Annotated in this window: 12 protein-coding genes; 10 read left to right on the top strand and 2 right to left on the bottom strand. The window is 59.8% G+C overall.

The window, feature by feature from the left end; all coding sequences use genetic code 11:
* The first annotated feature begins 1 nt into the window (after window position 1).
* From art_RS09530 to art_RS09520, 3 genes are all read left to right on the top strand, one after another.
* Window positions 2-775 carry a DUF4145 domain-containing protein gene (locus art_RS09530; protein WP_038464442.1) on the top strand — a complete coding sequence of 258 codons (774 nt, stop codon included), beginning with the start codon at window positions 2-4 and terminating at the stop codon, window positions 773-775.
* Between the two features lie 421 nt (window positions 776-1196).
* Window positions 1197-1706, top strand: coding sequence for a hypothetical protein (locus tag art_RS09525; RefSeq protein ID WP_038464439.1), 510 nt, complete (start codon window positions 1197-1199; stop codon window positions 1704-1706).
* Window positions 1707-1900: 194 nt separating this feature from the next.
* On the top strand, window positions 1901-2632 hold the full coding sequence (locus art_RS09520; RefSeq protein WP_038464436.1) for a hypothetical protein: 732 nt from the start codon (window positions 1901-1903) through the stop codon (window positions 2630-2632).
* A 96-nt stretch (window positions 2633-2728) separates the two neighbouring features.
* Here the strand turns inward: art_RS09520 and art_RS22515 are convergent, their stop codons facing one another.
* Window positions 2729-2983, bottom strand: a complete 255-nt coding sequence (locus art_RS22515) for a hypothetical protein (protein WP_162182049.1) — start codon at window positions 2981-2983, stop codon at window positions 2729-2731.
* A 455-nt stretch (window positions 2984-3438) separates the two neighbouring features.
* Between art_RS22515 and art_RS09510 the strand changes: the two genes are divergently transcribed.
* The 3 genes from art_RS09510 to art_RS09500 all read left to right on the top strand — a co-directional run bounded on the left by art_RS09510 (window position 3439) and on the right by art_RS09500 (window position 7447).
* Window positions 3439-4749, top strand: coding sequence for a hypothetical protein (locus art_RS09510; protein WP_162182048.1), 1311 nt, complete (start codon window positions 3439-3441; stop codon window positions 4747-4749).
* Window positions 4750-5152: 403 nt separating this feature from the next.
* Entirely contained in the window at window positions 5153-5920 is a 768-nt protein-coding gene (locus tag art_RS09505; RefSeq protein ID WP_038464427.1) for a hypothetical protein, read from the top strand.
* An 84-nt stretch (window positions 5921-6004) separates the two neighbouring features.
* Window positions 6005-7447, top strand: coding sequence for a Fic family protein (locus art_RS09500; RefSeq protein WP_157875227.1), 1443 nt, complete (start codon window positions 6005-6007; stop codon window positions 7445-7447).
* A 125-nt stretch (window positions 7448-7572) separates the two neighbouring features.
* Here art_RS09500 and art_RS09495 read toward each other — a convergent pair whose 3' ends face one another.
* Entirely contained in the window at window positions 7573-8046 is a 474-nt protein-coding gene (locus tag art_RS09495; protein ID WP_038464421.1) for a hypothetical protein, read from the bottom strand.
* Between the two features lie 469 nt (window positions 8047-8515).
* On the opposite strand from art_RS09495, the gene art_RS09490 reads away from it, so the two are divergent.
* The 4 genes from art_RS09490 to art_RS22510 all read left to right on the top strand — a co-directional run bounded on the left by art_RS09490 (window position 8516) and on the right by art_RS22510 (window position 11272).
* A complete protein-coding gene (locus art_RS09490) occupies window positions 8516-9436 on the top strand; it encodes an NADP-dependent oxidoreductase (RefSeq protein ID WP_038464418.1) in 921 nt (306 codons plus the stop codon).
* A 496-nt stretch (window positions 9437-9932) separates the two neighbouring features.
* Window positions 9933-10376, top strand: coding sequence for a Fur family transcriptional regulator (locus art_RS09485; RefSeq protein ID WP_052136197.1), 444 nt, complete (start codon window positions 9933-9935; stop codon window positions 10374-10376).
* Window positions 10377-10487: 111 nt separating this feature from the next.
* The gene (locus art_RS09480; RefSeq protein WP_038464415.1) at window positions 10488-10736 is read left to right on the top strand and encodes a hypothetical protein; all 249 of its coding nucleotides are present in this window, start codon (window positions 10488-10490) and stop codon (window positions 10734-10736) included.
* A gap of 92 nt (window positions 10737-10828) precedes the next feature.
* A complete protein-coding gene (locus tag art_RS22510) occupies window positions 10829-11272 on the top strand; it encodes a hypothetical protein (RefSeq protein ID WP_038464412.1) in 444 nt (147 codons plus the stop codon).
* Window positions 11273-11340: the final 68 nt, after the last annotated feature.

Raw genomic sequence — 11340 nt, 5'->3', positions numbered from 1 at the left:
GATGGCGAAGAATATGTCGTTCGGGGAGGCACCGTTTTTTCATAGCACTAAGTTCAACTGCCCGAGTTGCCGGGCATTTACGGGACAGGAGTGGTCCCCGATCTTCGTTGCGAAGGACGGACGTCAGGGGCCCATAATTGCACTTCTAGATCCCGAGACTGAAGATGATTTCTTTGGTGAGGACCCTCCGGACGATGCCCACTGGAACGTAGCGAGATGCGCCGGCTGCAGCGAGTTGACTTTCTGGCGCGGTATGGACCTTGCATATCCGCTGGCTGGCAGCGAGAGCCTTGCCGAGCCGCATCCCGCGCTGCCAAAAGAGGCAAAGGGGCTGCTGTCGGAAGCGATAGCTGTATTCCCGATCTCACGTCGGGCTTCAGCTGCGCTGTGCCGAGCTGCCCTGGAAAGCCTCCTCAAGGAGGTCATAGCACCAACCCTCGAAAAGAAGCTAAACCTTTCGGGTTTGATCAACTCACAGGCCAAAAGAGTGACCCCTGAGCTGTGGAAACTTTTGGTGGCCATCAGATACGTCGGCAACAAAACACTTCACGGCGCAGATGACTCTGACGAGTCGGTCAGGATCTACCTGGATGAGAACGAGGACTACGTCCCGAAGATGCTGATCGAAGCGGTCAACAGGCTGGCTGTAGAACTCATTGAGGCGCCCATGCGTACTGATGCTATTTATCGGTCCCTCCCCGCCGAGGTCCGCGCTGGGGCGGAACGGGAGATCGAAAAGTACGGCATCGAGGAAGAATCGAGCACCACCGACTGACTCCCGAGCCACCTTCCCCCTCTGACCATCGATCCCTCACACCCACCACCAAGCCACCCGGATCGCTCCCCGCCGCGACGGCTGAGTGCTTGAATTGCAGTGCGGCTGCTGAGTGTGTGGCTTGTAGTGGGGCGCGTCGACTGCCACCGACGCGTTGACCGATTGGCCTAGCCGAACCGCTGACCGTCACGGACGCAAACGTGACGCCTCACCTAGCAGCTGTGGACCGAACGCGCTAGAAACATGTCCCCGCGGGCCGTACACTCCTGCCGGTGAATGGGTTCCTGCCAAGGTGAAGGCGCGGGCGTACACACGAGGCAACTCAGCTAGTTTTGCGCACACCGACGACGAGTCTTTCTAGCCCCATGCCGCACACATGGTTCCTACAAGCGAAGCACCCACGCCAAGGAGCCAAAACAGAATGTCCCACTCACCACAAGACGACAGCTCATCTCTCCCGCCCCAATTCGGCGGGCAAGCCCTCCCGGACGTCGCAGCCCATTACCGCGAGTACCTCCTTCGATCAGAGCAACTCCGAGCTGTTCGCGACGGCATCGCTGAGGGCTTGAGTGTTGAGGCCGTGGCGGATTCGGTAGGAATGTCTGTAGAGACGGTGACAGAGATGGCCGAGAGTCTGGATCGTGGGGCAGATGCGGATGTTTCGCCGTACGAATTGATCGTGAGGGCGTTTGTGGAGGGCGCTTCGAGGCGGGAATTGGTGGATCGGCTTTCAGCCTTTGAGTACACCGAGAACCCTTCGATCCTGCCGTGGCCGATGCAAGGTGCCGTCTTCGGCACGTGGCGAGCCGTGGAGAGAGCTAGCCAGGTCCAAGGGCTATTGAGCCCGGAGGAGCTGGAAGAAGTCCGCTCGCGCAGAGGCCCGCTGACGCAGGAGCTGCCGATCGATTGGAACAGGGGCAGGAGGAAGTGAAGGCTGAACTTACACCCGAAGAAGAAGCCGCGGCCCGCGCCGACGCCCGCCGGCGCCAGGACTATGGCTCCTACCTGGCCACCAGAGGCCGCCTGCGCATCATTCAGTAAGCTCTGGCCGAGAAGCTCAGCTATTCGGAGATCGCCGCCAAGATTGGCATCTCGGAAGGGCGTGTAGAAGATCTCGCCGGTCTCTTGGCAAGCGGCCAGAGCACCGAAGAGTCAGCCTTTGAGGCCATCGTCCGGGCGCACATCGAAGGTACACCGCGACAGGAACTTATCCAGCGGCTGGCTGCTTGGGAGTGGCCCGAGGTGGCCTATGATCCCTACGCCGTACCGCCGAAAGACTGGTATCGGACGCACCGCGACGCGGTCATTCAGGGCCTTATGACGGCGGCGGAGGTCGAGGAGATCGAACATCTGCGCAGCGGTGCCCCAGGCCCCTATGTGCCCGTCCCGCAGCCCACTGCCGAGGAGAAAGCGGCCCACCTACATGGCCGACTCATTGAGATCCATGCCCGGGCAGAGTCGCGACGAGGCGCTGTTGCCGCCGTCATGGCCGGCGATTCGGTGAACGTCGCGGCGGTGCGTTTCGGATTGCGCCCCGAGTCGGTTGCCTCGGATGTGGCTAAGGAGGAGGCTCAACCGGGGTATTTTGCACCGGATCCAGGAGAAATCATAGAGAAGGCCTGGCTTAGTGGGTCGAGCAGGCGGGCGCTCGTGGAGATGCTTTGCGCGATTGTCTATACGGATGATTTGTACGCACCCGATGGCCAAGACGGGATGATCGCTGGAAGCTGGCGCGATGTGGTGCGGGCCCGCTGGCGTATCAGCGGGCCGGACATGCTCAGCGGAGACGGATTTGAAGAGATTGAGCGGCGCCGGAAACCACTGGTGCCGAACCCGTATGCGGAGAAGTACGGGTAGCGCAGGCACTCCTGGAGCTGTAGGCTCCACCCAGACAACAAAGCCCGCCCTCCGAATTGGAAGGCGGGCTTTGTTGTGGGCTCAAAAAGGGGTCGGTTATGGCCGCTCTATGGTAATCAACCCGTGCTTGCGGCCTTCACTTTGCACGCGGGATCCGTAGGCGTAGAACGCCGCAGCATTCTCCTCGTAGCGCGATGCATCATCGCTGTTCAACATCGCTAGCATCGTATCCATCCAAAGGAGACGCAGGTCGCTAGAAACTTCCTCCGTGACTAGCCGCTCCAGCTCTTTATCGACCAGGCTGCGTAGACGCGCCACGGCGGCGGTAGCGGCGGAATCGTCAGGGAGCATCTCCATCACCTCTTCGGAAGCGCCAGCCAGTGTACGTGTGTCACGAGGCTTGACTGTGGGTTCGGGTGCGGTGGCGGTAGTTGTTTTCGGGGCAGCTGAGACCACAGGCACTAGGGCGCTGCCACCTGTACTGCAGGATGCGATGGAAGTCGCGAGCATTGCGGCAAGAAGCACACCGCTGGCAAGCCGCAATCGCACGGAACGGGTGGGTCTATTTTGCGCGAACATTGCTGGCACTCTCAATCTCCCAGCATCGGTACTGGCTTTTAGGCAACCATCAGGCTACGGAGCGATCTGAGTGAGGGCAAAACGGGGTAGTCCTTTACCCTGCATTCCCCGTACAGCAACAGCCACACTCAACGGGGAGCTGGTAGCTGAGCATTGCGGTGGGTGTGTGGCGTGGGGGTGCGGGCAGGCTAGAGTAGTTCGTTGCTAACGATGCTGGGGAGGCACCGATGGATGGACGATACACGCCGCCTGTGAATGAGTACCGCCGTCAAACGGGGCGCTTCGAGATTGCTGACCCGCGCAGCGAACCGAGCTTCGATAACCATTTTGTCCGAGGGGCACAATTCTCTGCACGACAAGCTTTCGATGGTCTGGCCGACGGTCAGACCATCGAGCTGGAATTGGTTCCAGAACCAGGAAATCCGTTTGACGGCTATGCGGTAGCTTTGCACGCCAGCACCGTAAGGATCGGATACCTGGCCTCCGCCCTAGCAAAGCCGTGGCAGGACATTGTTGTGGCCTACAATCATCGCGGACAGGCCGTCTTCGCCACTGGAATAGTAAGGATTTCTGGCGCAGGAAATCCTGGTGCCACGGTCCTTCTGCCATGGTTGAGGGCTTCAGTTCCTAACTTTGGGGCGGGCACTGTGGGGGAGTGCGCTGCTGTCTTCAGCGGACTCTCGGCGGCTATGCAGCAAGAGGTTCTTGATGACTTCTGGGTCGATCTGTCCGAGGAATGTTCGGAGGCAATCATGAGTCTCCGGGGGCTGGCGCCGTCGCTCAACTGGAAAATTGATTCCATTCGAGCATGGCCATTCCAGCTTCGTTGGTACTTTGCAGGCATCGTTCTCCTCGCCCGACAGATCGACGAGGATCTTAAAGAAGCGGAGAGGCAAGTGTCTCGAGCAGCCGCATACAGCAGGCACTTGATGGGAGATACTCCACGTGCCATGGCCGCTTCACTGGGATGCTCTGCGGAACAAGCGAGTCGTCTGCTGTTCGAGTATTTCTCAGCGTTCTCACGCAAACAGTTAGCCTCCATGCGACCGGTCAAATCGCGCGAACAACAGGATCAAGAGAAGCAGGTGTTGTCGGCTCTACAAGAGGGGTGCTCCACCAAGGACATAGCGCAAAGGGCGGGGTGCTCCCAGAGGGAAGTGCTTGCCATCGTCGCCGCGGATGGACAGGAGCTGTTGACAGTCAGCCAAGCAAAGAAGCGTCAAGAGCACCTCGCTATGGCAGAGCGGGCCTTCGCGATCAGAAAAGGGGAGCCGAACCGCTGGGCAATAGCCGCCAAGCTGGGTTGCTCATTTAGCATTCTCGTCGGCCTGCTCGCAGACGGCGAATTCTACGGGGATCCCCGTACTGACAAGACGCGACTGAAGCGAGCGATACAGTGCCGGCGGCCAGCGGCCCGAGGGCTATGCATTGAAGAAGCGGCCGCGGTGGGAAAAATGACTGTGGCTCAATTGAGGCAGGCCCGTAAGGACCGGCCCATTCTAATGGATCTCCATGCCGAGCAGTTCGGTCAGGCATAGTCCTACTGCGGTTTGGCACCAGGTCGGACACCATTGCGATCATCTGAAAGATCTTGGATGACCTCAAATGTTTCCTACCTGGTGCCGCAGACACGTGCTGCGCCAGACTCAACACCGGGCTACATGAGAACACTTGGCTAACGGAAGTCGTAGTCCTTGTCCATGCCGCTTGAGAGCCAGATATCCTCGGCTTCTGACGCGCTGAGAGAATCGCTCAGCGGGCCGTCTTCGCCGCTCTCATGATCCTCACCGATCATGCACCGGCAATCCTCGGCGTAGGAGACGCCTGGTTCTTCGGGTATATCCGTAAACTTCCGATGCCTCGGCCCTGTCGGCATGAGTGCCCTACTTTCTAGTTTTCTGATTGATCCTAGCGCTGAGCAGCCCCCAGTGCACTTGGACGATGGCCTATGATGCAGAGAATGCCTATCTGACCCTGGGGGACCTTTTGATTTACGACGCGCTGGCCGCTTCAACCACGGCCCAAGCTGCCCAGGCACAACGAGCTGCGGCAGCCGAAGCCGCCCATGCGTGGTTCACAAGCCAACAGGCCGCCTCGCCAGGCGACGCTGAACCCTCCCTCCGCGCCGAGTACATGCGCCGGGCGGCCATCATTGACGCGGCCTATGAAGTGGCCGTGGAACCCCACCGGCAAGCTTTCCTTGAGCAGTACCCGGGTATGGTGCTGCCTGAATTCCTGCAGCCTGGTGTGAGGTCATTTGCTGGGCGGTTGCAGGAGCTGGATACGGGAGAGAAGGGGGCTGGGACGGTTGGACGGGCTGGTGTGGTGAACAAGCGGGGTTGGGCCGGGATGTCTTGGCTGGCACGGCTTGGTGTTGTTGCCGGCTCAGTCATGGTGCTTTTCGGGATTGTGGTCCTGTCTCTTTATGTAATTGTTGAGAATGAAAAACGCGACGAGCTTCGTGCGGCAAGGCAGCCAGTCACACTGCCCACCGCGTGTGAAATAGGCATGAAGAATGCAGCGCTGGAACCGGACTCCACAAAGGCGGATCCTTTAATTCTGGCTACCTTGCGCGTTTGCGGCTCGAAGGCGGAGTGGGTGGCTGCGCTCGAAAAACATCCTGCTGCCATGGGCGTGTATGAGGTCACTGGCACCGAATGGGCTGCTGCATGCATCGGCGAGGAAGACGCGCCGGCCTGTAGTGGGTAGCAGAGAGCCAGTGATAGTGGTCGAAAGGCCTCTGACTGAGGTGATCTCATCGATAGCTCCAGGCACTGCCTTAGAGTGGGTCTCATGACTGTTTCTTCGCTGGATACTTCTGTCACGCCTGTCTCTTATGACAGCATTTGCGATTTCGAAGAGTGGGTAACCCTCACGGTTGATACCGCGGAATTTGAACGATTGCAGGCAAGACTTCGTGGTGCCCAGGAAGCGAGCGGGAGGAAGGACCTGCATTGGGCGCATGACCGGATCTTGAGAGCTACCGCGTTTGAAACTGGCGCCGTCGAGGATCTCTACGACGAGGGTGCGACTTATAGTGTCGCTATGGAGACAGACGGCTGGGAGCAGGAGCTGGCGGACAGTGGGGATGGAGCGGGACAGCATTTCGAAGATCAGCTCGCAGCCTACTTGGTCATTCAGGAACTGGCAGCGGGCGTCCGCGAACAGCCACTCACTGAAGCAGAGATACGAGAAATCCATCGGCCCGCGACGAGCTCCCAAAAGACGTACAAGGTCTGGACGCCTAATGGATACCAAGACCGCGAATTTGTGGCAGGCGTCTACAAGACTGAGCCCAACCAAGTGAATGATCGGGCTGGCCGAACTTTTTACTATGCGCCGGTAGAAGACGTTCCCCCCGAGATGGCGCGTCTCGTAGCGACGATGCGGTCGCCTAGGTATGCTGCCGCGCACCCTGTCATCCAGTGCGCCTATGTTCACTGGGCGATAGCGCACGTTCATCCGTTCGCGGACGGGAATGGACGCATGGCTCGCGTAATTTCCTCTCTCCCGCTGTTCACCGCGTTCGGTATACCACTGGCCATATTTTCTGGACGCAAAAAGCTGTACCTCCAGGCTCTGGAGGCGGCGGACAGGCATGCCCACCAGGAAAAAGCAGATTACGTCAGCTCCCGAGCCATAGAAACGCTGTCCTGGCTAGCAGAACTTATTGAGAGTTCCAATGCAGAGGACGAAGCAGACGGTATCGTGGGCAATATAGGGCACCTTCTGAAGGGCGACGGCGTGATGCTAGAAACGGCTCGCCAGGCGGCGATCCGGCTCAAGGCCGAGACGTCAAACGTAATTGAGCGAGAGTGCGCCCGGAGGTTTGGTGGCACGAAGATCCGGTATCAAGTAACGATGGAATACGTGGGTGGGCCCATTGATAAAAGTTATGAGAGGCGATTTATTTTCGGGGTACCTTACGTCAACGACTCGGAAGAAGTCCGCATAGCCTTGAGCGTTGATGAGGTCGAGCAGTTGAGTACGAGCACCAGTGTTCAGTTTGGGTATACGAGCACGACGGGGTGTCCGCCTCTCGTTGTCGAACACGATGCGGGTACTGACGACGTGTACTTCAACCTCGAGGACTGCAGCCCAAACCTCAGCGTGAGTGCGGAGATGCGGATTCGGACACTTGCGTCGACGGTTGTCGTGGACGCGACGCGGAAGTTCGAGAGGGACCTGGCAGACGTGCTGAAACAGCACGGTCGACATCATTCCGATGGAGTATGAACCTCTCCGGCGACGCACTGAACAAATCACCTCCCAGCCAGTAACCTCTCACCATCTGACTGCAGCTCCTTCGTCGTACTCAGATCACTGCAATGTCTGCCGCGTTACGCCAAGCTCGGCTGGGCTCAGCGGCCGGAGCCCTTGATGAGCCCCTTGAGCGTTGACTCAGTCAGGACCGGCAGTCCGTCGAGTACCTGGACGGCTTCTGTGGAATTGAAATGGCGACGAGCCTGCTCGTAATACGGAACGTGGAGCCGGTAGAAGAGCTCCACGACCGGTGCGACGTCGATGTCAGCGGTAAACTTCATAGGCTCAGCGACAGGCCCCCGCCAGAGGAAGCTGGCCCACCATTGCATTCCTTCGGCGCCGAGCATGAGGTCGAGCCCTTGGTTTGAGGTATACCTCCGCGGATCATCACAATTGCCTTTGTGGACGACGAGAATCGCGGCGGGGAGGTCGTGTTGAAGGTGCCCATCGGCTGAATCTGGCGATGTTGGATCCGCCCAGCATACGGTGGCCCACTGAGGGTCCTCGATCGGCTCGTGGCAGCTGTCGCAGTACCAGCGTGTGAGCGGCGGGTCGATTACTACGGAGGTCATGGTGTTCCTTGCTGTGGTAGTTGAAGCTTCATTCTATTGGCCAAGCCGTTCACAAGGCCCCGACCTTCCGCACACATAATCCCTGTCTAACTGGGGTACGCCCTGCTGGGCGTCCAGCCGAAAGGCTAGATCGTGTCAGGTTAGGGTGCTGCGGGACCTGAATGACACATCGGGCATAGGGGCTAAGGCCCTATCTGGACACTTTTCGAAAATGAGCAAAACGAGCGGTCAGCGAGTGGGGTACATGCGAGTTTCAAGTGTTGGGCACAACGATGAGCGGCAGCTCGACTCGGGCCTCGCGCCGTGAGGATGAAGAGCCTCGACCTCAGGCGGGTTCGCATGGGCGCCGACGGATATTGTGTCCGGGTGGCGGCCGCGGCGGGGGAACTACGGCGCTGTGCAGGGCATCCGTGTAGCCTAGGTTGCAGTACCCTGCGTCAAGACCACCAATTTGGAAGACAGGCCGCACATGAGGGCTTTCGTAATTCCGCACGACGGTGCCAACATCGTCGAGCTGGCCGAGGTCCCCAAACCCCAGATCGACGACGATGAGGTGTTGGTGCGTGTGCGCGCGGTCGGGGTTGGTATCCATGACTCCTATTTCTTTCCCCCTGACGTCCGGTATCCGTTTCCAATTGGCATTGAAGCGGCCGGCATTGTCGAAGAGATCGGCGGACGAGTTACTGGCTATCACCCCGGTGATCGCATCGCATACGTAAGTTCGATGCAGCCGAAAGGTGGCACGTGGGCAGAATTTGTCGCCGTGAGCACCGATTCGCTTATTATCCCAATCCCTGCCGGGATGGACTTCGCCACTGCGGCAGCAGTTCCCGTCGCAGGTAACACCGTCTTGCGGGCCTTCCACGCATTGACTGCTGTGCCCTCCGGAGGGTCGCTCTTTATCGCCGGAGGGTCGGGGGCGCTCGGGACCTTCGGAATTCAGCTCGCACGTCAACGTCATTGGAGGGTGGGTGCATCCGCGTCTGAGGTCAATCACGACTACTTGCGGTCACTGGGTGCGGAGATGGTGGTTGATTATCACGATCCCGACTGGACGAGCCAGGTCCGAGACTGGATGCCTGGAGGGGTCGACGCGGCGATGGCGGTGCAACCCGGGACCGCGGCAGAAACTGCCCGCGTGGTCAAGGACTGCGGGCAGTTGATTCCAATCTCGGGAGATTCCGCCGCGACTGAACGCGGTGTGCGGTTGGAGACGATGCCCTACCAGGTGGATGTTAGCGATGGAACGATGCAACTCATGTCGGACATTGAGGCTGGGAACGTGCATGTGGAGATTGAACGGGTGTACCCGTTCGAGGATGCTCTGACTGCCCTCGCTAAAGTGCAGACCAGACGTGCCCGAGGTAAAAGCGTCCTGCGCATCGCGTAACGGGCGCAGCAGGCGGTTGTCGCTACTCACCTCCACCGTCGCCAGTCTCGTAAGGCACACCATCGCCACAATGCTGGACGGCAGAGGCGGGGATCATCCACATCTCCGTTGGTCTCCGTGTACCCCAGAAAACCGATGCGATTGGCGGTCTCCAAGCGGATAGGAAGAAGATCGCGATGATCAGCTTGTTTATCACCGTGCCCGTTGAATCAAGGAGCCTCCCGGAAGTAGGGCTGCCCAATCTTTGGACGACCGCAGTGACGGGATTTTTGGCGGCATGTGACATCTGACCCTGCCTTTCTGCGGCGGGGCGCGTCGTTCGCACCGGAGACTGGGGCAACGACAGGGCAGCCCTCGTCATCCAACGGGAAGTGCTCGAGCCCGCCGTAACCACTACGGATATTGACGGTTGGCACCCCGCTAGTGGGGAATCGCTGTATTGTGAGGTGCCCGACAGTTGTTTTGAGTTACTCAAAACAACTGTTAGAATGGAGACATGGCAAGGGATGAAAAACAAGAGGTTCTGGCGGGCAGACTCAGGTCGGCCCAGCTGAAAGTGACGGCACCTCGAGTTGCCGTCCTCGGCATACTTGCCGGCCAGGGCCACCTGGATGCGGAGACAATTACCTCCGCCGTTGCCATGGAACTGCCGAAGACTTCCCTGCAGGCTGTCTACGGCGTGCTGGCGGCCTTGGTGTCCGCCGGGCTCGTACGCAAGATCGAACCGGCAGGCTCAGCGGCGCTCTATGAAACCCGCGTGGGCGACAACCACCACCACCGGGTCTGCCTGAACTGCCACACCGTCGAAGACGTGGACTGCGTCATCGGCGAAAGCCCGTGCTTGACGCCGTCGAACATGGATGGATTCGCCGTCCAGGTCGCAGAAATCACGTTCTGGGGCATCTGCTCCACGTGCCAGACCACACCGGCCACTGCATAAGCCGCTGCGCAAGCAGCCAATCGTTACAGACGGCACGCAGAAACTTTGCCGTCCCAGCCACCGTTCGTGGCGCGCTGAGCCGCGCCCTCGGGACCGACCCTAGGAGTTACCTTGAACAGCATTTTCAACATCGCACCCCACATTCGCTTTTTCCACAACAATGATGCCAACGGCGGCGGATCGCAGCACCCCGTCCGCGGTGGCGCCTATGTGACCACCACCGCCCCGCGCCCCCGCCACGCAGGATCGTACGTCTCCACCAGCGCACCCGTTGCCGCCCGTCCCGGAAGCTACGTGACATCCAGTGCGCAGCCTTCAGACGCGGTGGGAAGTTACGTCCGCAGCGTCCAACGCGTCTAAGTTCGGGACCCATGCGCCCGGTGCCGAACACCACCCGGTGCGGCCCGTCCAAATTCCTTGAACCGTATCCCCATCAGTAGAATGGGCCTATTATGTTGGCCCTTGAATTCACCCAAAGTGGGAGCCGGTCCCGGACTGGCTCCCACATTGTGCCGGGCATCTTTCTCGCCGTCCTGGTGATCCTCGGGATGCTGGCGATGCACGGCATTCACTCCGGCGGCACCTCCTCAAGCCAAATTTCGAGCGGAGCGGACGTTCTCGCCATGCACGGGGGGACTGCCGCCGTGGTGGCAGCGACCGCAACTGTCGTTCCGCCTCCCACCCCGGCTGCGTCGTGTGCCAACTGTGTCTGCGATGACTTGTCGATGGCCGTGAACTGCAGTGCCGCCGTCGTACTTGGACTGCTGTTGCTGCTGCCAAGGTTCCGCACCGTCCGTCATTCGGGGCTGGTTCGTGCCGGGCCGCAGTGTCGGACCCCTGGCCTTCCGCCGCCAAGCACCCCCTCCTTGAACGTTCTCTGCATCAACCGGTCGTGACAGCCGCGGGCCGGGACGCATTGTGCCCCTGGTCCTGCAGTTTTGTGACCCTGGCCGGCGCACGCGAG

The organism is Arthrobacter sp. PAMC 25486 (assembly GCF_000785535.1).
Taxonomy (GTDB): domain Bacteria; phylum Actinomycetota; class Actinomycetes; order Actinomycetales; family Micrococcaceae; genus Specibacter.
This window is presented reverse-complemented; position numbering and strand designations above follow the sequence as displayed.

What these genes read in the sequence shown, in the direction of transcription:
- art_RS22515 (WP_162182049.1), bottom strand. Translation starts at nt 2,983, where the DNA reads ATGCTCCCTGACGATTCCGCCGCTACCGCCGCCGTGGCGCGTCTACGC.
- art_RS09530 (WP_038464442.1), top strand. Translation starts at nt 2, where the DNA reads ATGGCGAAGAATATGTCGTTCGGGGAGGCACCGTTTTTTCATAGCACT.
- art_RS09500 (WP_157875227.1), top strand. Translation starts at nt 6,005, where the DNA reads ATGACTGTTTCTTCGCTGGATACTTCTGTCACGCCTGTCTCTTATGAC.
- art_RS09510 (WP_162182048.1), top strand. Translation starts at nt 3,439, where the DNA reads ATGGATGGACGATACACGCCGCCTGTGAATGAGTACCGCCGTCAAACG.
- art_RS09490 (WP_038464418.1), top strand. Translation starts at nt 8,516, where the DNA reads ATGAGGGCTTTCGTAATTCCGCACGACGGTGCCAACATCGTCGAGCTG.
- art_RS09495 (WP_038464421.1), bottom strand. Translation starts at nt 8,046, where the DNA reads ATGACCTCCGTAGTAATCGACCCGCCGCTCACACGCTGGTACTGCGAC.
- art_RS09505 (WP_038464427.1), top strand. Translation starts at nt 5,153, where the DNA reads ATGGCCTATGATGCAGAGAATGCCTATCTGACCCTGGGGGACCTTTTG.
- art_RS22510 (WP_038464412.1), top strand. Translation starts at nt 10,829, where the DNA reads ATGTTGGCCCTTGAATTCACCCAAAGTGGGAGCCGGTCCCGGACTGGC.
- art_RS09485 (WP_052136197.1), top strand. Translation starts at nt 9,933, where the DNA reads ATGGCAAGGGATGAAAAACAAGAGGTTCTGGCGGGCAGACTCAGGTCG.
- art_RS09525 (WP_038464439.1), top strand. Translation starts at nt 1,197, where the DNA reads ATGTCCCACTCACCACAAGACGACAGCTCATCTCTCCCGCCCCAATTC.